26 protein-coding genes are annotated in these 24751 nt (G+C 67.9%); 6 read left to right on the forward strand and 20 right to left on the reverse strand.

All coding sequences use genetic code 11. The annotated features are described in order from the left end of the window. Positions 1 to 56: 56 nt before the first annotated feature. Complete coding sequence (locus tag OG329_RS28570) at positions 57 to 1289, reverse strand: cytochrome P450 (protein ID WP_405799231.1); 1233 nt, start codon at positions 1287 to 1289, stop codon at positions 57 to 59. 121 nt (positions 1290 to 1410) lie between these two features. After that, complete coding sequence (locus OG329_RS28575) at positions 1411 to 1656, reverse strand: hypothetical protein (RefSeq protein WP_405799233.1); 246 nt, start codon at positions 1654 to 1656, stop codon at positions 1411 to 1413. Between the two features lie 309 nt (positions 1657 to 1965). Here OG329_RS28575 and OG329_RS28580 point away from each other — a divergent pair, with 309 nt between their 5' ends. From OG329_RS28580 to OG329_RS28595, 4 genes are all read left to right on the forward strand, one after another. Further along, a complete protein-coding gene (locus OG329_RS28580) occupies positions 1966 to 2475 on the forward strand; it encodes an SseB family protein (protein ID WP_405799234.1) in 510 nt (169 codons plus the stop codon). After that, a complete protein-coding gene (locus tag OG329_RS28585; RefSeq protein ID WP_405799235.1) occupies positions 2472 to 3119 on the forward strand; it encodes a hypothetical protein in 648 nt (215 codons plus the stop codon). The genes OG329_RS28580 and OG329_RS28585 overlap by 4 nt, the downstream gene beginning before the upstream one ends. Continuing rightward, on the forward strand, positions 3119 to 7768 hold the full coding sequence (locus OG329_RS28590) for a putative T7SS-secreted protein (protein ID WP_405799237.1): 4650 nt from the start codon (positions 3119 to 3121) through the stop codon (positions 7766 to 7768). The genes OG329_RS28585 and OG329_RS28590 overlap by 1 nt, the downstream gene beginning before the upstream one ends. An 80-nt stretch (positions 7769 to 7848) precedes the next feature. Further along, a complete protein-coding gene (locus OG329_RS28595) occupies positions 7849 to 8274 on the forward strand; it encodes a contact-dependent growth inhibition system immunity protein (RefSeq protein ID WP_405799239.1) in 426 nt (141 codons plus the stop codon). A gap of 535 nt (positions 8275 to 8809) precedes the next feature. Here the strand turns inward: OG329_RS28595 and OG329_RS28600 are convergent. Continuing rightward, complete coding sequence (locus OG329_RS28600; protein WP_405799241.1) at positions 8810 to 9421, reverse strand: TetR/AcrR family transcriptional regulator; 612 nt, start codon at positions 9419 to 9421, stop codon at positions 8810 to 8812. Between the two features lie 199 nt (positions 9422 to 9620). Continuing rightward, positions 9621 to 10865, reverse strand: a complete 1245-nt coding sequence (locus OG329_RS28605; protein ID WP_405799242.1) for a cytochrome P450 — start codon at positions 10863 to 10865, stop codon at positions 9621 to 9623. Positions 10866 to 11045: 180 nt separating this feature from the next. Here OG329_RS28605 and OG329_RS28610 point away from each other — a divergent pair, with 180 nt between their 5' ends. Continuing rightward, positions 11046 to 11693 (forward strand): TetR/AcrR family transcriptional regulator, encoded by a 648-nt coding sequence (locus tag OG329_RS28610; protein WP_405799244.1) that lies wholly within the window; start codon positions 11046 to 11048, stop codon positions 11691 to 11693. 403 nt (positions 11694 to 12096) lie between these two features. On the opposite strand, the gene OG329_RS28615 is transcribed toward OG329_RS28610, so the two are convergent. From OG329_RS28615 to OG329_RS28650, 8 genes are all read right to left on the reverse strand, one after another. Then, complete coding sequence (locus OG329_RS28615) at positions 12097 to 12876, reverse strand: phosphotransferase (protein WP_405799246.1); 780 nt, start codon at positions 12874 to 12876, stop codon at positions 12097 to 12099. 357 nt (positions 12877 to 13233) lie between these two features. Next, the gene (locus OG329_RS28620; RefSeq protein WP_405799248.1) at positions 13234 to 13428 is read right to left on the reverse strand and encodes a hypothetical protein; all 195 of its coding nucleotides are present in this window, start codon (positions 13426 to 13428) and stop codon (positions 13234 to 13236) included. Next, a complete protein-coding gene (locus OG329_RS28625; RefSeq protein WP_405799250.1) occupies positions 13425 to 13664 on the reverse strand; it encodes a hypothetical protein in 240 nt (79 codons plus the stop codon). Before OG329_RS28625 ends, OG329_RS28620 begins: the two co-directional genes overlap by 4 nt. Further along, a complete protein-coding gene (locus tag OG329_RS28630) occupies positions 13661 to 13855 on the reverse strand; it encodes a hypothetical protein (protein ID WP_405799251.1) in 195 nt (64 codons plus the stop codon). Before OG329_RS28630 ends, OG329_RS28625 begins: the two co-directional genes overlap by 4 nt. Continuing rightward, entirely contained in the window at positions 13852 to 14070 is a 219-nt protein-coding gene (locus tag OG329_RS28635) for a hypothetical protein (RefSeq protein ID WP_405799252.1), read from the reverse strand. Before OG329_RS28635 ends, OG329_RS28630 begins: the two co-directional genes overlap by 4 nt. A gap of 101 nt (positions 14071 to 14171) precedes the next feature. After that, entirely contained in the window at positions 14172 to 15404 is a 1233-nt protein-coding gene (locus OG329_RS28640; protein WP_405799254.1) for a helix-turn-helix domain-containing protein, read from the reverse strand. Positions 15405 to 15532: 128 nt separating this feature from the next. Next, on the reverse strand, positions 15533 to 15709 hold the full coding sequence (locus tag OG329_RS28645; protein ID WP_405799256.1) for a hypothetical protein: 177 nt from the start codon (positions 15707 to 15709) through the stop codon (positions 15533 to 15535). An 89-nt stretch (positions 15710 to 15798) separates the two neighbouring features. Next, the gene (locus OG329_RS28650) at positions 15799 to 15933 is read right to left on the reverse strand and encodes a hypothetical protein (protein WP_405799257.1); all 135 of its coding nucleotides are present in this window, start codon (positions 15931 to 15933) and stop codon (positions 15799 to 15801) included. A 105-nt stretch (positions 15934 to 16038) separates the two neighbouring features. Here OG329_RS28650 and OG329_RS28655 point away from each other — a divergent pair, with 105 nt between their 5' ends. Next, positions 16039 to 16254 (forward strand): hypothetical protein, encoded by a 216-nt coding sequence (locus tag OG329_RS28655; RefSeq protein ID WP_405799258.1) that lies wholly within the window; start codon positions 16039 to 16041, stop codon positions 16252 to 16254. Between the two features lie 69 nt (positions 16255 to 16323). On the opposite strand, the gene OG329_RS28660 is transcribed toward OG329_RS28655, so the two are convergent. The 8 genes from OG329_RS28660 to OG329_RS28695 form a co-directional block, all read right to left on the reverse strand. Then, on the reverse strand, positions 16324 to 16581 hold the full coding sequence (locus OG329_RS28660; RefSeq protein ID WP_405799260.1) for a hypothetical protein: 258 nt from the start codon (positions 16579 to 16581) through the stop codon (positions 16324 to 16326). After that, entirely contained in the window at positions 16581 to 16760 is a 180-nt protein-coding gene (locus OG329_RS28665) for a hypothetical protein (protein WP_405799262.1), read from the reverse strand. The genes OG329_RS28660 and OG329_RS28665 overlap by 1 nt, the downstream gene beginning before the upstream one ends. A 15-nt stretch (positions 16761 to 16775) precedes the next feature. Beyond that, positions 16776 to 17615 (reverse strand): N-acetylmuramoyl-L-alanine amidase, encoded by an 840-nt coding sequence (locus tag OG329_RS28670; RefSeq protein WP_405799263.1) that lies wholly within the window; start codon positions 17613 to 17615, stop codon positions 16776 to 16778. A 67-nt stretch (positions 17616 to 17682) separates the two neighbouring features. Continuing rightward, positions 17683 to 18078 carry a hypothetical protein gene (locus OG329_RS28675; protein WP_405799265.1) on the reverse strand — a complete coding sequence of 132 codons (396 nt, stop codon included), beginning with the start codon at positions 18076 to 18078 and terminating at the stop codon, positions 17683 to 17685. Between the two features lie 17 nt (positions 18079 to 18095). Next, on the reverse strand, positions 18096 to 18554 hold the full coding sequence (locus OG329_RS28680; RefSeq protein ID WP_405799266.1) for a hypothetical protein: 459 nt from the start codon (positions 18552 to 18554) through the stop codon (positions 18096 to 18098). Between the two features lie 10 nt (positions 18555 to 18564). Beyond that, complete coding sequence (locus OG329_RS28685) at positions 18565 to 19782, reverse strand: poly-gamma-glutamate hydrolase family protein (protein ID WP_405799267.1); 1218 nt, start codon at positions 19780 to 19782, stop codon at positions 18565 to 18567. Between the two features lies 1 nt (position 19783). After that, a complete protein-coding gene (locus OG329_RS28690) occupies positions 19784 to 22546 on the reverse strand; it encodes a hypothetical protein (RefSeq protein ID WP_405799269.1) in 2763 nt (920 codons plus the stop codon). Positions 22547 to 22577: 31 nt separating this feature from the next. Further along, entirely contained in the window at positions 22578 to 24749 is a 2172-nt protein-coding gene (locus OG329_RS28695) for a phage tail tape measure protein (protein WP_405799270.1), read from the reverse strand. Positions 24750 to 24751: the final 2 nt, after the last annotated feature.

The raw sequence follows: 24751 nt of genomic DNA on the forward strand, positions 1-24751 counted from the left end.
CGTGAGGGTGTCCGGGGCACCCAGCCCGTGGGAGGCGGGCCGGTGCGGTCAGGCGGTCAGGCGGCGGGTCCGGGGACGACGGGGACGTCCTGGTAGTCGTTGCCGATGAACGAGGGCCGCCGTAAAAGGGGTGTCTGCGGGGTGGCCAGGCGCAGTTGGGGGAAGCGGGCGAAGATCCGGGGGAGGGCGACACCGGCTTCGAGGCGCGCCAGTGGGGCGCCGAGGCAGTAGTGGATGCCGTGTCCGAAGGCGAGGTGCTGGCGGTCTTCGCGGTCGATGCGGAAGTTGTCCGGGCCGGGGTTGGCCCCCTGGTCGCGGCCGTGGCCGCCGAACCCGATGAGGACCGGGGCGCCCTTGGGGATGGTGACGCCGTCGCCGAGGTCGATGTCTTCGGTGGCGTAGCGCAGGGGCAGGTGCATGATCGGCGGGTGCTGGCGCAGGGTCTCGTCGATCACGTCGTTCCAGCGGGCGGGGTCGGCGAGGACGGCCGCGAGCTGGTCGGGGTGGCTCAGGAGTTCCAGGACGGCGTGGTTGAGCAGGGCGACGACCGTCTCCGAGCCGGCTCCGATCATCAGGACCAGGGTGCTGACGAGTTCGTCGTGGGTGAGGCGGTCCTCGTCTTCGTGCTGTCTGAGCAGGAGGCTGGTCATGTCGTCGCCGGGGGTGCCGCGTTTGGTGTCGATGAGATGGTTCATCGCGGCGAACATGTCGGTACGGGTCGTCTGGTCCTGCTCGACGGAGGTGCCGGCGTCGAGGAGCGTGTCGATGACGCGCAGCATCGCGGGCCGCTGGTCTTCGGGGACGCCGAAGAGGTCGCAGATCACCCGGGTCGGCACCTGGTAGGAGAATGCGGCCCGCAGGTCGACGGCCTCACCGTCCCCGTCACCGTCCCCGCCCTGGGCCTGGGCCTCGACTTCGTCAAGGATCCGGTCGACGAGTGCTTCGACCGCCGGGCGCATGGCCTCGATGCGGGCCGGGGTGAACGCCTTGCCCACTAAACCCTTGAGCCGGGCGTGGTCGGCACCGTCGGAGGTGAACTGGCTGATCACGTCAACCCACGGGGCCAGCCACGGTATGGACCACGGCTGGTAGTCGGGCCAGCTCTTGCGGGCGTCCTTCGATATCCGCGGGTCGCGCAGGAGTTTCCTGGCGATGTCGCCCCGGCTGACGGACCAGCCCGTGACGCCCTGCGGCATGACGATCCGCACGGCCGGGCCGCCGGCGCGTAGTTCGTCCATCTGCTCGTACAGGCGGTGGCCGGTGGTGTCGAGGATGATCGGTGTGCTCATGCGGGACCTCCTGAAGACGCTGCGGATACGGCGGGTTCATCGGTGGCGGGCGGGATGGCGATGTCCCCGAAGGCGTCGTGGGACGTACGGCCTGGTACACGGCGAAGTTCGCGAGCGACGACTACGTCCACAACACCTCGTCCACGGCGCGGCGGATGGTGACGGTGCCGCCGCTCAGAGCCCTGGTGTATTCGTACTCGTACTTGTCCTCGTCGTCGGCCAGGAGAGCGGCAGAGCCGAGGCGATCCACGCGGCGGTGGGGATGGTGCCCGATGGTCCCCGCTCCGACGAAGCAGTAGAGCTGGTGGATGATCTCCTCGTCCGAGAGCCGGGCGGGGTGGGGAATCGTCCACGACACCAGGTCCATACCCGGCGCGCCGCGCCTTTCAACGACGAGTTGCGCAAGGATCGCGCCGAAGTCCGCGGCGCCCGGGCGGCGTCTGCCTGCGCGCCGATGACGCCCTGGCGTAGGCGGTGACGATAGGTCTACCCGACGAAGCGTCACGAGGTCTGTGGGAGGTATGTGGGATCGCCCTTTTCAAGGAGAGCGGGAAGGGGGCGCGTCCCGGATTCCGACTCGATGGTGATCGCCGACCGAGGGGCCGAATCCGGGTTGTGGCTGGTTGGCTCCTTTGACTCGTTGCTCTTGGTGTTCGGGTCGTGACAGCATTTGGTCATGTTCGATTGCGGGGATGACGTGGCGGAGTTTCCTGTTCGGCGTTCGAAGATCGCGGATTTGGCTGACGGCGATGGTTCGGAGTCGCTTCCGGCATCGCGCGAGGCACCGGAACAACTGACTGTCAGGACGGTGGAGTTTGATCCGGTGGTGGTGGGGCGGCGGGAGTTTGCCGTGTTGCTGGGTGAGTTTCGGCGTTCGGCGGTGTTGGTGCCGTTGGATGAGGCCGGGGATTTGTGGTCGGCGGAGCAGGGTGGTGTGCGTTGGATTTGTGCGTTCTCGGACGAGGTGGCGTTGGGGAGGTTCGCGCGGGCGCGTGGTGAGGGCGGGCGGGATTGGGTGTACCGGGCGGTGTTGGGTGCGCGGTTGCTGGATGTGGTGGTGCCGTTGTTGCCGGGGCCGGCGGGGGTGGCTCTGGATGCGGGTGGTGAGGGTGGTGGGGTGTTGTTCCCGCCGGTGGCGGGGATCGTGCCGGAGGCGGTCGCGGTGGATGGCGGGGGTTTGCGGTGAGTGGGGAGGGTCCGGGTCTTGAGGTGCCTGCGGAGGCGTTGGCGGCGATCGTGAAGGGGATCGATCTGGCGCATGCGGAGTTGAAGGATCTCGGGATGATCGGTGAGGCGTCGGTGGGGCGGGGGTTTTCGGATCTGGTGTTGTCGGGGCTGGAGTTGGGGCACGGCGGGCTGGCGTCGGAGTTCAAGGCGTTCTGTGAGCGGTGGGAGTGGGGTGTGCGGGCGCTGACGCTGAAGGGGAACGGGTTCGCTCAGGGGGTGGGATTGTCGGCGGGCTCGTACGCGGAGCAGGAGAGTTACGTGAAGGACTCGATCAAGATCGGTGTGAACTCGCTGAACGGGAATCCGCATCTGTCCGAGGACGAGGTCAAGGGCATGAGCTGGGACACGATCAGTACTCAGTCCGCGTTCGACGACCCGGACTTCAGCGAGGAGTCGATGCGCGAGGCCGACGCCGAGGTGAAGCAGACCTGGCAGAACACCATCTACGACGCGGAGGACTCGGCGCTGGACTCGATGGAACGCAGCGGGCTCCTCGACCCGGAGGTGCGGGCGGCGGTGGACGAGGAGCTGAAGGAGCGGTTCGACCCGTCGCAGGAGACGATCGATCAGGCCGGGCAGCCGCGGTGGGGGCAGGACCGCTGATGACGGACTGGGGAAAGATCGGCGGAGACCTTTACGACGGTGCCGGCAAGCTGGTCGACAAGGGCAAGGAGCTTGTCGGTGAGGGCATCGACAAGGGCACCGATGTCGTCGGCTCGGGTCTGGAGAGGGTCGGCGCGCAGGGGTGGGCGGACGCGGTCGAGGACTGGGGGGACGAGACCGCCTCGGCGCTCGGCGCGCAGGTCGGGGAGCGGCAGCTCGGGCAGAGTGAGGAAGCGAACGAGCTGGTCCATGGCAGGCCGGAGAAGATCACCGCGGCGGTGAAGAACCTCCGGGACTTCCAGAAGGCGTTCGATCTCGTCGGCGGCGGGATGAAGAAGCTCGACGCCGGCCGTTGGAAGGGCGAGGGGGCCGATGCCTTCCGGGCCGAATTCGAGACGCTGCCGACGGACTGGCTGCGCGCGGCGGACGCGTTCGAGGCCGCGGCCAAGGCGCTGGAGACGTATGCGCAGACGGTCACCGGTGCGCAGGCCAGGGCCGGTGAGGCGGTCGCCCTGTTCAAGGAGGGTAGGGCGGACTACGAAACTGCGGCGGCCGCGTTCAACGAGAAGGCCGACGCGTACAACGCCGCCCGCACCAGCGACGCCCCCCTTCCCCACCCCGGAACGTTCACCGACCCGGGCGCGGTGAAGCGCGGGCATGCGCGGGAGATGTTGGAGCGTGCCCGGCGGGCGCGTAATGAGGCGGCCGAGGCGGCGAAGGCGGCGGTCACCGCTGCGATGGCGCACGCCCCGAAGGAGCCCACCGGTCTGGACCGGGCGAAGCAGGAGTTCATGGACTTCGGGGTCGGCCAGAGCCTTGAGCTGACGCACTTCGCGGGTGGTGTCGTCAAGGGCACCGCGGGGCTGGTGAACTTCGTCCGCTCGGTCAACCCCCAGGATCCGTACAACCTGACCCACCCGGCCGAGTACAACAAAGGCGTCAACACGACGCTCGCCGGCCTCGTCTCCACTGTCGCCAACCCGGACCGCGCGTTGAAGAACGCCCTGGACTCGGCCAAGAGCGACCCGTCGGAATTCGTCGGCCGGCTCGTCCCCGAACTGGCCGGCACCAAAGGCGGCGGCCTGATCAAAGGCGGCCTGCGGCACGGGGTGACCGATGGTGCGGAGAGCGCCGCGCGCAGGGGTGCCGAGGACCCGGCGAAGTCGTCGAAGCCGGACAGGGGAGTGGAGAGAGACCCCACGGACCCGGTCGATCTGGCCACGGGAACGATGTACTTGCCCCAGACGGACATCATCCTGCCGGGGACGCTGCCGTTGATCTTCCGCCGAAGGGTCGCCTCCGACTACCGCGCGGGCCGGTGGTTCGGGCCCTCGTGGTCCTCCACGGCCGATCAGCGGCTGGAGATCGACTCCCAGGGGGTCGTCTTCGTCTGCGAGGACGGTCTGCTGCTGTCCTATCCGCACCCCGCGCCGGGTGTACCGGTCATGCCCAGTCATGGCCCGCGGTGGCCAATGGATCTGGACTCTGCCGGGGATTACAGGATCACCGATCCGGACAGCGGGCGAATACGGCACTTCACCTCGGATGCCGCTGGGAGTGTCGCGCTTCTGGCGCAGATCGACGACCGTAACGGCAACTGGATCCAGTTCGAGTACGACGAGACCGCAGCGCCGGCCTCGATCGTCCACGGCGGCGGTTACCACCTGAAACTCACCACGAGCGAGGGCCGGATCACCGCACTCCACCTCGCGGGTGCTGGCCCGGACGGTACCGACCAGGAAATCCTCCGTTACCGCTACACCGACGGCCACCTCACCGAGGTCATCAACTCCTCAGGGCGCCCGCTCCGGTTCGCCTACGACGACCGCGGGCGGGTCATCTCCTGGACCGACACCAACAACAGCCGGTACGACTACGCCTACGACGACCGGGACCGGTGCGTTACCGAAGGCGGCGCCGCAGGCCACATGGCACTGCGCCTGGACTACGACAACATCGATCCCGAGAGCGGGATGCGCGTCACCACCGTCACCAGCAGCGGCGGAGCTGTCCACCGCTACGTGGTCAATGACAGCCACCAGGTGGTCGCCGAGATCGACCCACTGGGTGCGACCACCCGTTTCGAACGCGACCGCTACAACCGCCTGCTGTCCCGCACGGACCCGCTCGGCCGCACCAACCGCTTCGAATACGACGCGTCAGGCCGCATGACCAAGGCGGTCCGCCCGGACGGCCGGGAGGTGTCCGTACGCTACAACGACCTGCGGCTCCCTGCGCGGGTCACCAATCCGGACCGGACCGTGGTCCGCCAGGAGTGGGACGAGCGCGGTAACCGTCTCGCTGTCACCGACGCATCCGGCGCCGTGACACGCACCACCTACAACGAGGCCGGCCACGCGACCTCGGTGACGGACGCGCTCGGCAACACAACCCGTATCCGCAGTGATGCGGTCGGCCTGCCCGTCGAGGTGACCGACCCGCTCGGCGCAACCACCCGCCTCACGCGGGACGCGTTCGGCCGCCCCGCGACCTTCACCGATCCGCTCGGTGCGGTCACCCGCCTCCAGTGGACTCCTGAGGGCAGACTGTCCCGCCGCATCGACGCTGACGGCACCACACAGTCCTGGACCTACGACGGCGAGGGCAACTGCCTCACCCACACCGACGCCATGGGTGCCGTCTCCCGCTTCGAATACACGCACTTCGACCTCATGACGTCCCGCACCGGCCCCGACGGCGTGCGTTACGAATTCACCCACGACCACGAACTACGCCTCACCCAGGTCCTCAACCCCCAAGGTCTGACCTGGAACTACGTCTACGACGCGGCCGGACACCTCGTCTCCGAAACAGACTTCGACAACCGCACCCTGGTCTACGACCGCGATATGGCAGGCCGCCTGACCGCGCGCACCGACGCCCTCGGCCAGACCATCCGCTACGAGCGGGACGAACTGGACCGGGTGGTATCGAAGAACGCCGCCGGAGCCGTCACCACCTTTGCCTACGACTTCTCCGACCAACTCGCCGAGGCAGTCAACGCGGACGCGACCGTCACATACCTCCGGGACCGATACGGGCGCCTCGTTTCCGAGACCGTCAACGGTCGGACGATGACATTCGAGTACGACCGGCTCGGACGCCGGATCGGCCGCACCACCCCCAACGGCGCGGTCAGCACCTGGACATATGACGCGGCAGGTCGACGCACCTCACTCACCACATCGGGCCGAGTCCTCCAATTCGAACACGATGCGGCGGGCCAGGAGGTTGGCCGGCATATCGGCGACAGCGTCAGCCTGACCTCACAGTTCGACCAGATGGGCCGCCTCACCACCCAGCAGGTCACCGGAGCGGGCCGCACCATCCAACATCGCGACTACACCTACCGCTCCGACGGCCACCTGACCGGCCTCACCGACCAACTCTCCGGCACGAAGACTTTCACCCTCGACGCAGTCGGCCGCGTGACCGTCGTTCGGGCGGCGGGCTGGACGGAAAGCTACACATACGACCAAGCAGGCAACCAGACCGAAGCCTCATGGCCGGCAACGCACCCTGGCCAGGACGCGGCAGGCTCTCGCGCTTACTCCGGCACCACGATCACCCGCGCGGGCAACGTCCGGTACGAACACGATGCACTCGGTCGCATCACTCTCCGCCAGCAGACCCGCCTCTCCAGAAAACCGGACACCTGGAGATACGAGTGGGATGCCGAGGACCGCATGCACTCGGCGACCACACCGGATGGGGTGGTATGGCGCTACCAGTACGACCCGCTGGGCCGGCGCATTGCCAAAAAGCGCCTTTCCGAGGATGGGAAAGCGGTCCGGGAACGGGTGACATTCGCCTGGGACGGAATTACGCTGTGTGAAGAAGTCAAACAAGTTGAGGCGTTGCGCAACCAAATTGTTTTGACGTGGGACCATCAGGGTCTGCACCCTTTGGCGCAGACGGAACGGATTCTCTCCAACGGCTCCTCGCCACACACAATCAATGAGAGATTTTTCTCGATCGTAACGAACGCGATCGGAACTTCGACGGAGCTTGTCGACGAGGATGGAGCGATCGCTTGGTACGCACGGAGTACATTGTGGGGAGCTACGGCGTGGGCCGTAAAAAGCAGCACCCACACGCCACTCCGTTTCCCGGGGCAGTACTGTGACCTCGAAACTGGATTACACTACAATCTACTGCGCTACTACGAGACGGAATCCGGTCGCTATCTCACCGGTGACCCGCTGGGGTTGCTTCCTACTGCGAATCCTTGCGTCTACGTGCAGAATCCCACAACTTGGTCCGACCCTCTCGGGCTGGCCCCATACGAAGGGTTGGGGCTGAGTAGGGCGGCACAGCTAGCATTTGAGAAGTTGGAAAATATCAGGCGAGACCCACTGGGTGAGATAAACTCGTTGCCCAATCACAATCATTACGATGCGGCGAGGAGGGAGGCAAGCGGCGAGGTGGTCGCAAGGAGGCCGGACGGCGTTCCCTTCGACCATATTTCTGATTTGACTCAGGCGAGGAATGGACTGGACAGGATACGGAAGGTGATCGACCTGGAGATCAGAAATGTTCCGGATTCGATTACGGACCGAGGGCTCGATGTGCTACTGGCAAAGCGAAGTGAAGTGAACAAGCTACTCAATAACCTCAACGGGTTCCTTCATTCGATCGGCCATCGTTGATTCATGTCGCGCGCTGATCCATTGCGGTTTCAGTGAATTCTTTCTTGGTGAGTGCCTCAGTTACGGGAAGTGGAGCTGCAATGAATGGAACGCCTGACCAGGGAAAGTCCCTGGAGGACCTGGAAGGAGTCTCCTGGCCCGAAGTGCCTCAAAATGCGACGGGGTTGATGCGCGCTGTGTATGCTATGCGAAAGCGCCCCATCGGTAGCCTAAGTGCGCACGAAATGGCAAGAATGATTGGGCAGGACGTGGGACTGCCTTGGCTTCTTCCGCTAGCTCTGGAAATCCTACAGGATACTGCCCAGGAGCAATCCGATGGTGGCTTCTACGATGACGACCTGCTGACTGCAGTTCTGACTCGCGGATCGGAAATCTGGCGCTCTTTTCCTGATCTCGTCGGTGAGGTGAAGGAGCTTCTCGATATCCTTGATGATAAGTCTCCGTATATTCAATCAAGTATCCGAGACTTCTTCGAGGCGATCGACGATTCGGGAAAATTCGGTTAGGGAGATTCAGGCTCGGCCGCGTTGACGCACGAGCAGGACCTCTTGGTGGGCGCTTACGCGGCTTTATCGGGGTGATCGAGCGGCATCGCCGGCCCCAGGCGTTCGCGCGAGAAACGGAGGTCTACGACGGCGCTCTGCAGGACCGCTTGACCAACCCCAACGCCCCTTCCACTGTCATTGAGCGTGCGCCGCGCAACACCTTGAGTGAGGGCCGTGGCCGTCACCGTCCTGGTGGCGGACGCATGTCGAGGATCATGCCGAGTACCTGCGCGTCCGATCCCGTGAAGGAAGGTAGCCATGGGGGGTTGGTCTCCAATCGAGGTGCTTTTGGACGTGCGGTGCCGTGAGCCCGGCACGCCACGTGGTGCGGGGCGGGTGCGGGGCTTCGAAGGGCAGACGGAAGTAGAGAGGCGGCGCTCAGGCCGGTCTTCGGGTTCGGAGATCGCCGACGGATACGGTCGGCACACCGCCGGGGGACTGCCCCCCCAGCGGGGGGGCGCGGAGATCAGGTCAGGTCAGGTCAGGTCAGGTCAGGTCACAGGGGGGCGGCCTGCGGTGCCAGTGCGGGAAGGAGAACCGTGTCGAGAATGGTCTCCATCAGTTCCGGCGTGGCTGGGGTGCCGTAGAGGATGTCCTGTGCGAGCCATGGGCCGAGCAGGATCTGGGGCGCCAGAGCGATCACCGGGTTGCCGGCCGAGATCTCACCTCTGGCCACCGCGCGGTCAAGCAGTTGGGCGAGATCCCGCAGGATCGGATGGATCAGGATCTCGCGGACGATCTCCATCAGATCCTCGTCCCGCACGAGGGCGGCGGACATCGACGCGAACGTGTCCTTGGTCGGGTCCCCGGCCATCAGATACCGCACGACGCCCTTGAGGTCCCCGTGCAGACTGCCCGTGTCGATCTGGGCCAGCTCACGCCCACTCTCGGCCTCATGGACCCTCCACGCCGAGACCACCAGCCGCGGTTTGCTCTCCCACTGCCGGTAGAGCGTCGCCGTACTGCACCTGGCCCGCCGCGCGATAGCGGCCATGGTCACCTGGTCGTACCCGATCTCGCCGACCAGCTCCGCCGTCACCCGCAGCAGCTCACGCTCCCGCTCCGGAGTGAGTTTGCGGCGGCCCGACGCCGCCAGCACCTCCGCCATGCCACACCCCATTCGTCCGTAACCGACATCAGAACTGTAGGCATCCAGCTCATCGAAAATCAAGTTTCCGAAAACTCTATTTTCGATGAACGGTTTCGATGAACGGTGGGGTGGCTCGGTAGATCGGGCCGTTCTCAGGCGCCGTCGTCCAGTCGGATCACGGCCTCGGTGCGCACGCGCGTCGGAGCCATCAGAGCCATCAGAGCACCTCGTCCCAGGTGACCGGGAGAGCGGTGGGGCCGGTGACCACGGTGTCGGTCTTGAATTCGATCTCCGCGAACGGAACAGCCAGGCGCAGGCTGGGGATTCGGCGCGGCAATGTGTCGAGTACGACCTTCAGTTCGAGCCTGGCGAGTTGCTGGCCGACGCACTGGTGCGGGCCGTGGCCGAATCCGATGTGCCTGGTGGGTTCGCGCGTCACGTCGAGGAGGTGCGCCTGTGGGAACTGGTCCGGGTCGTGGTTCGCGGACTGGATGGCGGCGACGACGAAATCGCCCGCCGGAATGCGCTGTCCGGCGATCTCGGTGTCACGGGTGGCCTGGCGCATGATGCCCACGCCGACCCCGAGGAACCGCACCAGTTCCTCCACCGCGCCCGGTACCAGTGCGGGGTCTTCTCGCAGAGCGGTGAGCTGGTCGGGGTGGTGCAGGAGTGCCAGTACGCCGTAACTGATCATGCTGGCGGTGGTGTCGAAGCCCGCGATCAGCAGGCCGGCCGCCGCCATGACCAACTCGGTGTCGGTGAACGGCTGGTCGCTGCGGTCGCCGCGTGCGATGAGGTTGCTGAGGACGTCATCACCGGGCTCAAGTCGCCGCTGCTGTACGAGGGGGCGCAGATAGTCGAAGAGTGCCTTGTACGCGGCGGCTTTCCGCTCCGGGGCGCTCGCGTTGAAGAGCGCGGCCCCGGCGTTCTGGAACAGCGCGTGCTCGGCGGCGGGGACTCCGAGCAGGTCGGCGATGATGGTGGAGGTGAGCGGTACGGCGAACTGGTGGTAGAGGTCGATCGGCGGGGCCGAGTCGCCGAGCGCGTCCAGCCGTTCGTCCACGAGCCGTTGCACCGTGGGGCGGAGCCGCTCGATGCGTTTGACCGAGGAGAGTTCGGGCCCCAGGATCCGGCGGAACCGCAGGTGATCGGCCCCGTCCATCCGTGAGAACGCCCCCTCCGTCACGGGTGCGTCGGGCGGCGGGTCGGCCAGGATGTGCGGCGTCTGTCCGGAACGGTTGCTGAAACGCTCGGGGTCGCCGAGCACTTCACGTACGTCGGCATAGCGGGTCACCAGCCATGCCTCGACGCCGGTGGGGCCGACAACGCGGGCCACCGGGAGGTCTGTCCTGAGCGAGGCGACCTCGGGAGCCGGACCGAAGGGGCATTCCTGTTCGCGTGGAACCGGCATCGGAAGCGGAGCCCCGCTGTTGGAGAGGGTGCTGTAGGCGGTAACTGCCATGGCGTACCCATCAGTTGGAAGATTGGTGCACGAGATGCAAAATGTCCGCGAGCGACAAATTAGCACTCGTGATGATGCTCCGCACCCGACTGCCAGGAGGTGGCCGGATCGGTTGCATCGGTGTCCGGCCGGGGGTACTTTGCGGCGACGCCTCGTACACAGGAAAGGTCTGGGCTGTTCGTGAGTGCGAATGCCCCGGAAACGACAGGGCTACGGGAACGGAAGAAGCTCCTCACGCGCCGGGCGCTGATGGAAGCGGCGACCGACCTGTTCGAGCGCAAGGGCTTCCGCGCGACATCCCTGGAGGACATCGCGGCGGTGGTGGAGATCTCGCCCCGCACCCTCACCCGTTACTTCGGCTCGAAGGAAGGCGTGATCCTCGGGTACGAGGACGACAACAACGCCGCCCTGCTCCGTGAACTCGCCGCACGTCCGGCCACGGAATCCCCGCTGGAGGCACTACGGGCCGCCACCCTCGCCGTGATCGACGGCAGTTCGGGAGAGGACGGCGAGCGTTACCTGAGAGTCCAGCGCCTGATCATGGCCAACCCGCCTCTGCTGGCCAGAAGCCTGGAACGGATCACGGAGCAGGGCCACACGCTGGCGGGTGTGCTCGCCGCACGCATGGGGGTGGACCCCGAAGCCGACATGTACCCGCGCCTGGCCGTCGGAGTAGTGGGCGCCGCGGTGCAGACCGCGAAAGAACAGTGGCTGCGCGGCCGGGACGAGCCGGCGGAGAAACTGACCGGCCTCATCCGGGAGGCACTCGACCTTCTGATGTCATGGCCCGCTCCACCCGCGAAAGCCGACGCGGCGCATCGTCTCTGACCGGAGCCCGGGGGCCCCGACGGTGCGGTGCCCGCCGGACTCCACGAACGCCCGTCGGGCGAGAGAGTCGGTGGCGCCCCCGGCAGGACTCGAACCTGCGGCCAAGCGCTTAGAAGGTGTGCGAGCTTTAGCGATGTGCTCACCTGCATAAACGCTGGTGGCGTCGGACCAATCTAGGGAAAGGCGCTTGGCCTGAGTTTGTGAATGATTCGACGGAGAATCGCCCCCCGAGCGGGGCTGCCTCGGACCCCATCGCAGGGATCCGAGGCAGACCGGCCGCCGCGGCTCCACCATCTGGGTGGAAGACACCTCGCGCAGAGGATCGCACCGCGACGTACCCCAGCCGTCACAGCGGCCGGGAGCAGAGCACACACGGAGCCCAGGGCGCCGTTTGGCGGCCCGTTTAGGCTGTGAGGTGTTGAATCCGGGTGTTGCTGGCTGCCGCGCTTTTCTCGCCGACGGTGGCTGTCCACCGTCGGCAGGTGGCGGAGGTGAATGCCGCGACAGCTTTCGGGTCCGCGCGGCGCCAACTGGGGATCGTGTTCAGCCACGCGAGCGCCGTGGCCGGAGACTGGCCGTACTCCATGAGGCGGACCGCGGTGTATGCCGCGTCGACCCAGGCCGGGCCGACTGCGGGCATGGCCCAGTCGACTACGTAGGCGTTACCGCCACTGATCATGATGTTGTGCGGGTTGGTGTCCGTGTGCAGGAGGTGTCCGCCGGCCAGTGCCTGCTCCTCGCCTGGCAGCAGATGTCCGCTGAACCGGTCGGCGAGCGGCGGGATCGTGAGGTCGGGCAGGCGGAGTTGGTGCATGCGGTGGAGGGTGAGCGCCACGGTGTCCAGGTCTGCGGAGCCGGGTCCGAGGTCTGCGTTCCTGCCCTCGATGTAGTCGAACGCCGCGCAGTACCAGCCGTCCGAGCGGAAGGTGTGGCGGATGGTGGGGCTGACGCCCCTGACTGTGGGGTTGAGCTGTTCCTCCCAGCGGAGCGCGGCGACGCCTTCGGTGTCGTCCTCGCGGACGCCCTTGAAAAAAAGCGGCCCGCGCTGTGTGGTCAGTGCCAACGCGACCGTGCAGTTGAGCCCTTGAGGCACCAGCTCCGCCGCGACCACGGCGCCCGTCCGTACTTCCACAGATACCCGGAGGCCGGCGGGTAGCTGTTCCCACTCCACGCGCTCGATCATGTGTCCCCTCCGTAGCGCAAGGGGGGCGCCGGGATTGCCGACGCCCCCGCCAACTCGGTTACTGCTGCGTTTCGCCGCACTTACGGCAGCGGGACTTGCCGCTCCACTCGGTCCATTCGTGGTCGCATGCGCTCAGTGTGTGCCCCATGAGGTGTCCCCTTCCGTAGACGTACTTGCTTTCGGTCACCGCCCTGGCCGGGATACGCCCGGCCAGGCGGGGGTCTTGGTACTCCTCTCGGCTCGGATACGCGCACGAGCCGAAAGGAGCGCCCCGGTCGGCGAACGGGGGTGGACACCGGCCGGGGCAGTTCAGCCCCTCGCCCGTGGCGCGCCGCCGCAACCACGGGCGAGGGAGTCTCAGGCAGCCGCGCTGTTCGGTGACCGCTTCTCCTCAGACACCTGTGGCCAGGCGACGCCGCCGTCGCGGTAGGTGTTGGTGTGGTCGCCGTCGTGGTTGGGGCCGATCCGCACACACCGGATTTGTGTCCTGGGCTTGAGTGCCCAGCACAGGGGCTTGAGGCCGAGCGTTGTCCCGGATCCCAATATCGTCATCGTCTGGCTTTCCTCTCTGCGCGCACCAGTTCGGCGGCGGCCTGGCAGAACCCGCCGTCCGTACGCACGTGGCAGGCAGTGCAGTTGTCGGTGTGGTCCATGAGCGCGTGCAGGGCCGCCTCGCCCGGCGCCGGTTCCTTGACCATCACGTCGGCGGCGCCGGTAACGGTGACGCGCTGCCGGTACAGGGCGTCGCCGGACGGCCGGTCACGCACCTGCCAGCCGAGGCGCGTCACGGCGCACATCCAGCGCACGTCCGGGGGTACCACAGCGTCCTCATGCCGTGCGCGTCGACCTCGCGTCGGCCGAGGTCAACGGCCGTGGCGTTGTTGAGGCGCGTCTGGCACAGCACGCAGTCGACGCCCCGCAGTTGGCGCTCGGTCAGGGACTCGACGGGAGGCAGCTCGGTGGCCGCTGGCCCGGTCACCGCGGTACCCCGACGAGACGCCCGGCGGGCGCGAGCAGGTCGGCCAGGCGCGCGAACAGATCCTCCGCTTCACGCCGAGACAGGACGAGCGGAACGTGCGCCTGGACCTGGTCGAGCGCGTACACGGCCAGGGGTACGCGTACCTCGCCGGTGAGGTGATCACCGGTCGGTAAGGCCGCTCGCTGTGGGGAGGCGTGCGAGGCGGTGAACGACATGAAAAGCCCCTTGTGGTGACGGGTGATTGACGGTCCGTCACCGTAAGGGGCTGAGCGGGTGAGAAGGGGGACAGATTGTCCCCCTGTCCCAGCCTGTCCCCCTATCCGGCGGTGGGAATGCCGACCTTCTCAGCGAGTGCCGCCGTCTCGCCCCTCATGGAGCGCGGCGAGTTGCGCCAGAGGTCGGCGGCCACTGTGCGGGCGGACGGCGTGTAAGCAACCGTCTCGGCGCCGATGTCATGGGCCATCTGCATGACCTTCAGCGCGGCCGTGCGGTCGCCCCGCTGGAGGTGCCCGCGAGCGACCTCCACCCACAGGCGTGCGCGCCGCTCGGTCGACGGCATGATGTCGGGATCCAGGTCGTCGGCGCGGGAGAGCGCGCTCCGAGACTGCTTCAAGTCCACGGCCACGGAGACCTGATGGAAGTCGACGTTGGCCCTGCCGAAGACCGTACTCGGGTGGACGTACGACACCGGCAGCGACTTGGCGACCTGGTCGCCCGCGTCCCAATACCGCCAGGCGTCCCCGTCCTGGCCGTCGCGGGCGGCCGTCACCGCGGCGTGCAGTTGGAGGGCGCCGTACACGCCGCGCCAGTCGTCCGGGGCGCCGTCGAGATGTGGGCGGATGAGGTCGGCCGCCTCGTTCACCACCCGCAGGGCCTCATGGGGATACGAGGTCTCTCGGAGGATGTTGCCCATGTTCCAGGCGGCTGCCGCTATGGCGGCCGGGTGGTCGGCGTTCTGCGCAGCCGTGAGCGCGCGGTCAGCAACGACCCACGCCAACTCGGCCGGTGCCACGTAGGCGGTCGCCTGCCCGGTGAGCCGGTACACGTCGGACAGGGCGACGAGGGCGGCACGTCGGTCGCCGCCGCCGTGTGCACGTGTGGCTGCCTCGGCGTCCCGGATGAGGGAAGGCAGGAGCGCGGCGACCTCCGTGCGGTTGTGGCTGGAGGTGTGCCACAGTTTCCACGTCTGGTCAACGCGTGCCTGGAGTGCGGTGGCGGCCTCGGGGGCGCCGAGGGTAACCGCGAGCGTTCGGTTCATGATGGCCGCCCAGATGCCGGGCATGCCGGGATGGTTGAGCCTGCCCAGCGGTACGGGTTGCGCGACACCGCCAGGGACGCCGGTGAGGATGCTGAGGTCGGCGAGTTGGAGCCCGACGGCGAGGCGCATGAGCTGCGTGTGGGAGTCGATCTCCCGCTCGCCCGATTCGATCTTCTTGAGCCAGTCAGGACCTCGGGAGCAGAGGCCGGCGAGGACCGCGCGGGACATGCCCCGCGATTCGCGCAGGACCTTGATCCGTTCGCCGGTGCTGAGGTCGTCGGGGATGTCCACGGTGTGCCCCTTCGTCTGCTGTCGCGTGTAGCCAGGGTACGAGCGTGCGCCCGGCGGCGGCATACGTCCATGGACGACGAAGGCGCCCCGCCCTCGAGGAGGGCGGGGCGCGGAAGGTGGGGCTGAGGTCACCGGCGGCGGAGCTGGTGCCGGTAGAGCCTCGCCGCGGCGACTGCCATCGCCGCGACGGCCCAGGCAATCCAGACGGCGGGGTGCGCCGGCGCGAGGATGCCGGCCGCCGCGATCGTGATTCCGCCGGCCGCGACGGCGATGACGTCGCCGTACCGGATGAGCGTCTGCTTCATTTGGTTTCTCCTTCCTGCTGCTGGGTGGTGTGCGGTCTGAGAGGATGGGACCCCGGAGGGGGCGACTAGATCTCGCCCCCTCCGGCCTGTCACCGGCGGTGCCGTCCGCGACGCTTGACAGCTTCGCGGGCGAACCACGCGGCGACCACCGACCCCATCGCGCCGATCCCTGTAAGGATCGCACCGGCGATGGTGGCGATGAAGGCCACATCCTCTCGGTTCATTCTGTTCCCTCCCCTCTCTCTCGGTGTGACACCATCTTATGCCAACTCCGTTTGGCATGTCAAGTAGAGTTGGCCTACGCCAAATGGCAGTGGCATACTGGGGTCATGGCCACAGACCCCCTCACCACCGTCACCGCAGCCCACGCAGAACACGAACGGCTCAAGGCCGCCACCGACACCGCGCTCCGCACCCTTCACGAAGCGATCGCCGACGCCGCGAAAGCTGGGACGAAGCAACAGGACATCGTGGCCATCACCGGGCTGTCGCGAGAGCGGGTTCGGCAGATCTGCCGCGCGGCAGGAGTCCGGGGCACCCGCTGACCACGCACACACGACGAAGGCGCCCCCTGTCCGGCCTCCGAAGAGGCCAGACAGGGGGCGCGGTGCGTGTCAGCGGAGGAGGGCGAGGACGCCGGTGGCGGTGCCGGCTGCTCCGGCGAGTACGGCGACGGTGGGCAGGGGCCAGCGGGCCCGCTCCAGGGTGCGGAGCCGGGTCTCGTGGTCGGCGACGTCGTTGCGGATGTCGCGCTGTTCGTCCAGGACGCCGTCGAGTTTTGCTTCGATGCGGTCGACGGTTCTGGCCAGGTCCCGTACCTCCTGATAGGTCTGCGCCGGGCTGATGTACACGCCCGGATCGGGCGTTGCCATCAGGCGGCCGGCTGCTTGTTGGGCACCGCGTAGGTGATGCCCAGGGCGCCGAGGACGGCCAGGGCGACGGTCACGCCCTCCCCGGTGGTGAACGTGCCGTCCTGGACAGCGGTGGCGACGGCGGCGGAACCGGCGGCGAACGCCGCAGCGACGGCCTTGGCGAAGGCGGAAACTCTCATGGTGGTGCCCTTTCTTCAGGTGGTGGCGTCGAGGCGGATGTCGATGCCCTCGATCGCGGCCGTGAGGTCGGCCACGATCGCCTCGGGGTCGAGATCGCCCAGGCCGGCGGCGAGGGTCGCAACGGTCTTGACGAGTTCGGTGTTCGTCGCGGCGAGCGCGGCGACCCTGGTCTCCGTGCGGCGGGCAACGATCTCGATGTTGCGGAGCGCGGTCTCCGCCGAGATGTACGGATTCGCCTTCGCGGTGGCCGTGTTCGGGTTGTCGATCACCCCGTCGATGGTGAGCACCTTCGTGGCGATCTTCTCGGCGTCGGCATCGCTGATGGGCATGTCGTCCTCTTCCTTGGTGGTGGGGCGGGGGGCGCCTTTCTGGACCCACGCGTACAGGGCGGCTCCGGGGCAGGCGGTCGCGTAGCCGTCGCGGTGCCCGCCGAGCCAGTTACCGGCCGGGCCGGTCTCGCGGCAGTGGTCGATGGCGTCGCGGACGCCGTCGAGCTGGGGACCGGTCGGCTTCGTGAGGCCGGACGAGCCGACCAGGGCCATGACGGCGTAGTCCTGTTCGTTCAGCGCGGTGTTGCCGTTCGCCGAGTTGCGGCGCTTGAGGCCGCGACCCTCGAACACGTAGCCGTGCGTGCAGACGACGAAGCTGTACCCGATGTCGGACCAGCCGTTGCCGTCCATGTGCTGCGCCTGGATCTGCCGCACGTAGGCGGCGCACTTGTCGTGTGCGCGGTCGGTGTAGGCGGTGCCGAGGTAGTGGACCTTCACGCCCCGCCGTGAACGGCTGTACAGGGTGGCGCCGTTGGGTGTCAGGTAGGCGCGGGCCCCCCACTGGGAGCGCGTGACGAGCTTCATGGGCCCTCCTCGGGGCATGACGGAAGCCCCGGCCGTCGCGGCTCGAGGCTCGGAACGCGGGGTGGGTCTACGGCGCGGGCGGGAGTTCCATGAACGCGCTCACCCAGAGGTTGCCGCTGGACGCGACGACCGTCGCCGGATCGGCCGGCGGGACCGCGGCGCCGCCGGTGGGCAGCGCGGTGTACAGATACAGGCGGGTCGTGGCCAAGCCCACGGACGCGCCGACGCGCAGTCCGCGCGCGGCGAACGTCTCGTCCGGCGTCACCTGCATTGACGACACCTTGGCGGCGGTGGTCGTGTGCTGGAGTTCCAGGTACGTGGCGTGCTGCGTCACCCCCGTGACGCCCGAGGGGTTGTGCCCGGTGTCGGCCAGGATCTCCCACCCGCTGCCTGTGTTGCGGAGTACGCAGGACAGGAGCGCGAGCCGCGCGCCCGCCTCGGTGAGCAGGACATGGTTCGCCATTGGAGTGGGCCCTTTCGTCAGGTGCAGGGGGTGACGCCGATGGATCGCGAGAAGGCTGTTCCGGTACCGGCGACGACCATGCGGTGGCAGGTGACGGCGTTGTACGTCGCCCCTGGTGTCAGGCCGGACAGGATCATGAACATGGCGCCCTGTACCCGCCCGGACGGGCCGGACACCGGAGGCGCTTCCAGGCACGTCTCGTTCAATCCGTCCTGGATCAGGGTTCCGCTGCCGATGATGGCGCCGGTGCGCAGGGCAAACCCGACTTGCATGTGGTTGGCGGTGGCGGGCTGGAATCGGGAGTGCCAGTCGATCCGTACTCGTCCGGTGGTGGGTGCGGTGAAGGCGACGCCGACGACCGGACTTCCGGTGACGAACGCGATGCCGCTGACACTGACGTCGGTCTGGTCGTCGTCGTACTGCGTCGCAGGCGTATCCAGGCCGGTCACGGTGGACCCCGCCAGCAGATCGGGCATGCTGCCTCTTTCAGAGTGCTCGTACGGTGGGCCGGACGACCTCGACGCCGGCCCCGGCCGCGTGCGGCTTGGCGATGCCGTTGACCGAGCGGGTCACGGTGAAGGTCTGCGGTCCGGCGACGAGGAAGTCCCCCCACGACACCGTGACGGGAAGGACGTTGGTGTTCAGGGTGGACAGGATCGAGCGCGTGCCGATCTGCCCGGCCGCCGAATGGCTGGTGTCGGTGGTCTCGGTGTTCCACGCGGGCGGCTCGCCCTGGCCGTCGAGCCACGTCTTGGCGCGCAGCGTGGTGCCCAGGATCTGGAATCGGATGCGGAACCGCCGGTCGGCGGCGTGGGTGAAGTCGGTTGTCTGCTGGATGAGAAGGGTCTCGGTGCCCGCCAGGCGTTTGCGGAGCGTCAGGATCACGGTCTGCGTGCCCGTGAAGTCGAGCCGGGCCAGGTAGGAGTTGGACGCGTCGGCGTAGCGGGCGACGAGGGTGGGGAGGTGGCTGCCGCCGACGGCGAGCTTGTCCGTGCTGACCGTGGCCGTCAGGTCGACATCGGCGCCCGGTGCGGGGATGAGCGTGTACCGGCTGACGTTGATGCTCGTCAGGGACACCAGGCCACGGCCCTCGTAGACGGACTGCACCGCCGCGGCGTAGGCGTAGAAGGCGGGCGTTCTCTGCCCGCTGTCCCTCATGGCCCTGCTGAGGTCGCCGCCCGGGAAGAACGCGGCCCGCTGCGCGCGGGACAACTCCAACTGCACACCGGCACCGGTGGTCGTCTTGTTGCAGATGTTGAGCGGGTCCGTGCCCGCGATCTCCGACGGCGCGTCGACCACGGAGAAACCAGCGGCCCGCAGCGCCATCGAGACGCGGGAGACGAGCACCGCATCGAGACCGCCGACCGCCGTGTCCGCGACATCCGTATCCCCCGCGTACCCGTGGAAGCTGAGGCAGCGGCGGGCCCCGGCGACGAGCGCGATACCGGTCGGCTCGTCGTACACGGTGGACGTCAGGTGGAGGTCGACGTTCCCGCTGGTCTTGATCCCGGCGAACTCGAAGAACCTCATCCGGGTCCCGGCGACTTCCTTCGCCATTTCCCCCGAGCCGGGTTCGATTCCGCCGCCGTGGATCGCGATCGACGCCCACGTCGCGCCCGAGGGGATGACCGACGTACGGGTGTAGTCGACGCCCTCGGTCTCGGCCGCCGCGAGGGCCGCGTAGGAGGGATACAGGTCAGCCACGTCACGCCCCCTGTACTGCATAGTCGGCGGCGGCCCCGCCGGTGGTGGTCCACGCCTGGCCGCTGGAAGCGATGCCCCAGCCGGATGTGACGGTGCGGGCGAAGACGTCCTGCACCAACCCGGTGATCCCCGTGACGGTCATGGCTTCCCCGCCGACGATGACGTCCAGGGGGAACTCGTACGCGACGGAGGCGTCCACCCACTGCGGGCCGGCCGTCGTCGTTACGGACAGGGTGGTGTCGTCCTCGTCCACTGCGGTGGCCAGCGCGGACCCTGCGGTGTTCCGTCGGCCCTGGTTCGCGTCATCCCTGATACCGACTTCCCACGGGCCGGCCGGGGTGCAGTTGAACGTGATGTCCCAGGCGTATTGGTCGATGACCTCCGAATAGCCCTGGATGAGCAGGTCGACGGGGCCCGGGGGCATCCACTCGGGCAGGTTGTTGATGCGGATGAGGTCGCCGATGTCGAGGTCGAGGACGTGGTCGATCAGGTGCGGTGCGGCGGCGAGGTTGACGTGGACGGAGGGGTATCTGGCTTCGTCCCACGTGCCCAAGTGCGCCCGCCAGTTGGCGATCCGCTCGGTCTGTGCGTCGGAGAACACGTTGAGCGTGACGCTGTCGTCGTAGGTGCCGACGCCCAGCGGCGGGGCGTGGACGGACAGCGGCCCGTCTTCGACAACCGCGCGTGCGCTGGATCCGCCCAGGCGTGAAACGGTGCGGTCGTTGCGTACGTCTTTGTCGTCGTCCAGTGGCTCGAGCGGCGGGGCCACCTCGCCGTCGGCCGCGTAGTCAAGGACGAGGCCGGGTGTCTGGTTGTAGAAGGTGCCGCGGTCCCGGTAGATGAGGGCGAGCGCGTCACGGTTCTCGTACAGCACGCCGCCGTCCGCGTCGGCCGCCTCCTGGAGCAGGTCCATGAGCTTGCCGGGTCGCTGGGGGCCCATCCATTCCGAGTCCTGTTCGTTGTTGCCGTCGACCCATGACAGGGGCACGTTCGATTCCTCGGACGTGAGCCGGGCCATCCGGGACAGGGCCGTCTCGGGGGCGTAGCCGGTGACCGCGCCGGCGTAGGCGGCGGGCTGGTAGAGCGAGAAGATTCCGATGTGCCCGAGTGCCATGCCGTCGAGGTCCGCGTGGAAGCCCGCCGAGGGGCTGGTGACTCCGGTGCACCGGCCGATCGTTCCGGTGTAGGTGGCCGAGAAGCCGCCGGCGTCGCCACCGGGGTCCTGCCAGTCGATGCGCCACTCCACCGATCCGCCGGACTGCCGCGCGCGGAACATCACCTGTACCCATTGGTTGAACAAGTCGCCGGACGTGGCGACCGCCTGATTCACGACCTCGTTGCTCTCGGAGTCGTAGCCGACGATGCGGGAGATCGAGGCAGCGAACGTGAACGCCCACCGGCGCACCGTACCGCTGCCGGTGATGCCCATGTACGTGCGCTCGACCGCCGGGGCCTGGTCCAGCCGGTAGAGCCAGGTCACACACCAACCGGTGGAACCGGCGGGCGGGGCCGGGGCGGTAGCCAGGATCGAGGACGGAGCCTTGAGGGTGGGCAGCGGAGACGACGACGGCAGGGTGTCGACCTGGGCGAATTGCATGCCGGTGACCTTCATCGGCTTGACGCCCGCCATCGGCGAGTACGCCTGTGTGGCGCCGGCCGACTCCTCCATGGGCCAGTACGCCAATATCCCCTGAGAGGTCGGCACGCTGCGGCGCAGCGCACTGTCGAGGGCCTTGTCGCCCTGAAGTAGCCGGCGCATGATGCCCGCGACCTCGACCGGGGTTTCGATGTCCTGGCCCGAGACGTCCCAGCGCGGGGACCAGGACGGCACCTCTGCGTGGAGCCGGAACCGGCGGTTGGTGATCTCCGCCCCGCCGGCCAGGGTCCACACCTTGCCGGTGTCGTCGGCGAACGTTGTGGTGCCGACCGGGTGGGCCGTGAAGTCGGGCGAGGCGACGAGGGTGCCCGCGCTGTTGTAGACCTCGGCCGCGTGGACCATGCCGTTCAGGGGAACGCCCGGTGTGACCGATGCCGGGCTGGTGGGCGCGATGCTCAGGGGCGCGGTTCCGGCGTGGACGCTGGTGGTCCCGGCGCCTCGCACATCGGCGTCGAACCGGGCCCAGGGCCCCGCCAGGGACGGCGCCCAGTACATGCGGACGATGTAACCGGACGCCCCGTCATCGACGTCCAGAGCGGCCCTCACCGCCACACGGCGCGGCAGCTCTGCGGGTATGGGCCACGTGTAGCTCTTGGCCCCGGTACCGGCCCCGTCCGACGACCAGCGAAGGCGCAGTTGTCCGGTGGTGGAGAGCTGGAGCAGGTACGACATCTGCGTTCCGGCGGTGTCGTCCCACTTCCCGATCAGGTTCTGTGTCGCGGGCCCGTTCCGGGTGGCGGTGAACTCCACCCTCAAGTCCAGATCGCCGACGACGTCCAGGGCGGCCGTGTCAGGGGTGGCGGCGAAGTCGGCGGGGTCCCCGGTGAGCGCCAGGAACGGCACGGTGCCGGGCAGGGCGATACGCAGCGGGGTGTTGCGGCCGATCTTTCCGTAGCGGGAGCTGCGCGGGTTGCGCGGCGACCAGTCTCCGCTCCTGTTGTTGAAGACCAGCGTGGCCTTGGACGGGGCGACGGCGGACGCCTCGTTGGCGCGCCCGCGCTCGATGGAGATCGGCGACCGGGTGTAGACCTCGGCGGCGACCTGTTCCCACTGGCCGTCGATGAGGATGCTGACGTCGGTCTCCAGCGGGTCGTGGGGGAACGCCACAGCCCCCCTCCTTCACTGTTCAGGGACGGGGTCAGCCCCGGTCTGTTCGGGTGATTTTCTTGAAGAACGTCAGGAACTCGCGGTCGGCGCCGGTGAATTCGAAGCGCACGACCTGCTGCCCGCCGCCGTAGCCGGGCCCGTACATCGGTGCCGCCATGGCCGGGGCCATGCCGCGGCCCATGCTCATCGCGCCCGCTGGTGAGGGGATGCTGACGAGCGACGACATGGCCTTGTCGAGGACGCCTCGGTTGTCCTCGGCGCCCATGGCGATACCGGCCGGCACCCACTGTCCGACCTGGTCCGCGAGGACCCGCGAGGGCGAGCCGATGCCCAGCGCCTTGGCAATGGGGCCGGGCACCATGTTCTTCGCGAACGAGATGAGCTGGCCCTTGAGCCAGCCGCCCATGCTGACGATGCCCCGCAGCAGTCCGCGTACGACGTCCTTGCCCTTGTCGAGCAGGAGGGATCCCAGCCCGCCCATCGCGGACTTGATCCGTCCGGGGATGGATTTCACGGTGGAGATCAGGCCCGAGATCCGGGAGACGGTGCCGGACTTGATCCGGTCCCAGTGCTGGATGAAGGAGCTGACCAGGGGCAGGCCCTTGATGACGCCCAGGATCATCGACCCGAAGCTTTTGATCTTGGACCAGACCAGCGCCCACGCGGTGGACGTCGCGCTCTTGATCTTGTTCCAGTTGAGGATGATGAGGGCGACCAGGCCGACGACGAGCGCGATGACCCAGGCGATCGGGCCCATGGCGATGATCCACTGTGCGGCCATGATGGCGGCCCACGCGACGGCGCGCGCGGCCATGAGAACGAACTGCGCGGCCGATGTGACGGCGGCTCGGACGACGGCCGCGATCCACGTACCGATCGACACCAGGGCGCTGCCGACCCACGCGGCGCCGGTCGTCGCGGCGGAGAGCACTGCGGCGCCGGCGATGCGGGCGTAGGCCATGAGGCCCATCGCCATCATCCGGGTCCAGTTGCCGATGACGGTCCAGCAGGACGCCGAGATGACCGTGTGCGCGGCCGTGACAACCGTTGAGACGGCGGCGTAGACCATCAAGGCGCCCTTGACGACGAGCACCAGGGCGGCCAGGGCGGCGAACGTGTACATGAGCGGCTTGATGGCGCCCTGGTTCTCCATGGCGAACTGACCGATGAACCCGGCGGCTTCGCCGAGTTCGACCATGACGGTCCGCTTGAAACTTTCGAACGCGGCCTTGGGGTTGTCGCCGACCTGCTTGGCCATGCGGTCGGCCGCGCCGCCCGCCTTGTCCATGCCCGCCGCAGCAGCGGCGGTCGCCGGATCGAGCGCGTACAGCGCGTCGCCCATGGTGTTCGCCGGGTCGCCGAACAGGGCGGCTGCCGCGTTGAGCCGGACTTGCTCGTCACCGGTTCCGCGCAGGGCGTCCATGGTCATCTGCAACGCCTGCTCGGCACTGGCCCCACCGGCGCCGATCTTCGTCGACATGTCGGCGGAGCTGAGACCGATGCTCGTGAACGCGGCGTCCACGGCGGTGCCGCCCTTGAGCGCGGTCTCGCCGAAAATGCCGATCGCGTCGGCGACCTGGTCGGCATCCCGCGCGCCGTTCGCCATGGCCTGCGTGATCAGACCGATCGAGGTCTGCCCGTCCAGACCAACGCGCCGGAACTGTGTGGAGTACTCATTGATCGTCTCCAGCAGATCGCCGGCCTTGTCGGCGCTCGTGCCCAGGCCGACGGTCATGATGTCGAACGCCTCGTCGGCGTTGTCGGCCAGGCCGGTACGCATCATCTGACCGGCTGCGGCCGTGGCCACGGTGACGTCCTGGTCGAACGTCGACGCCAGCGCCAGGGCCTTGGTGGTGACTCCCTCGAGGCCGCCCTCGGCGGTGCTGGTGTCGCCGATGTTCTGGTAGACACCCTTGACCGCCAGGTTGACGGTCTCGATGCTGTCGCCCCACCCGGCCTTGAAGACGCCGGCGGACACCTGGGCAACCTCGGCGGCCTCTGCCGGTCCGAGCCCGAGCTGTGCGGCCAGCTTGTCCCCGGCCGCCTCCATGTCCATGGCCTGCATGACGGACGCGCCGAGGACGGCGGCGAAGCCGAGGCCGATGCCGGCGGCCGCGGTGTTGAAGCGCTCGCCCATCGCGGACACTTCGCCGGATGCCTGGTCGCGCGCCACGAGGTTGAAGACCAGGGAGGTGTCCGACACAG

Source organism: Streptomyces sp. NBC_01506, assembly GCF_045040295.1.
Classification (GTDB): domain Bacteria; phylum Actinomycetota; class Actinomycetes; order Streptomycetales; family Streptomycetaceae; genus Streptomyces.

Coding starts and splice junctions, on each gene's coding strand:
- OG329_RS28680 (WP_405799266.1), bottom strand. CDS start 18,554: ATGCCCGATCTGCTGGCGGGGTCCACCGTGACCGGCCTGGATACGCCT.
- OG329_RS28605 (WP_405799242.1), bottom strand. CDS start 10,865: ATGGCAGTTACCGCCTACAGCACCCTCTCCAACAGCGGGGCTCCGCTT.
- OG329_RS28595 (WP_405799239.1), top strand. CDS start 7,849: ATGAATGGAACGCCTGACCAGGGAAAGTCCCTGGAGGACCTGGAAGGA.
- OG329_RS28650 (WP_405799257.1), bottom strand. CDS start 15,933: ATGAACCGAGAGGATGTGGCCTTCATCGCCACCATCGCCGGTGCGATC.
- OG329_RS28635 (WP_405799252.1), bottom strand. CDS start 14,070: ATGTCGTTCACCGCCTCGCACGCCTCCCCACAGCGAGCGGCCTTACCG.
- OG329_RS28670 (WP_405799263.1), bottom strand. CDS start 17,615: ATGAAGCTCGTCACGCGCTCCCAGTGGGGGGCCCGCGCCTACCTGACA.
- OG329_RS28615 (WP_405799246.1), bottom strand. CDS start 12,876: ATGATCGAGCGCGTGGAGTGGGAACAGCTACCCGCCGGCCTCCGGGTA.
- OG329_RS28600 (WP_405799241.1), bottom strand. CDS start 9,421: ATGGCGGAGGTGCTGGCGGCGTCGGGCCGCCGCAAACTCACTCCGGAG.
- OG329_RS28590 (WP_405799237.1), top strand. CDS start 3,119: ATGACGGACTGGGGAAAGATCGGCGGAGACCTTTACGACGGTGCCGGC.
- OG329_RS28570 (WP_405799231.1), bottom strand. CDS start 1,289: ATGAGCACACCGATCATCCTCGACACCACCGGCCACCGCCTGTACGAG.
- OG329_RS28660 (WP_405799260.1), bottom strand. CDS start 16,581: ATGGCAACGCCCGATCCGGGCGTGTACATCAGCCCGGCGCAGACCTAT.
- OG329_RS28665 (WP_405799262.1), bottom strand. CDS start 16,760: ATGAGAGTTTCCGCCTTCGCCAAGGCCGTCGCTGCGGCGTTCGCCGCC.
- OG329_RS28645 (WP_405799256.1), bottom strand. CDS start 15,709: ATGAAGCAGACGCTCATCCGGTACGGCGACGTCATCGCCGTCGCGGCC.
- OG329_RS28580 (WP_405799234.1), top strand. CDS start 1,966: ATGTTCGATTGCGGGGATGACGTGGCGGAGTTTCCTGTTCGGCGTTCG.
- OG329_RS28655 (WP_405799258.1), top strand. CDS start 16,039: ATGGCCACAGACCCCCTCACCACCGTCACCGCAGCCCACGCAGAACAC.
- OG329_RS28675 (WP_405799265.1), bottom strand. CDS start 18,078: ATGGCGAACCATGTCCTGCTCACCGAGGCGGGCGCGCGGCTCGCGCTC.
- OG329_RS28620 (WP_405799248.1), bottom strand. CDS start 13,428: ATGACGATATTGGGATCCGGGACAACGCTCGGCCTCAAGCCCCTGTGC.
- OG329_RS28575 (WP_405799233.1), bottom strand. CDS start 1,656: ATGGACCTGGTGTCGTGGACGATTCCCCACCCCGCCCGGCTCTCGGAC.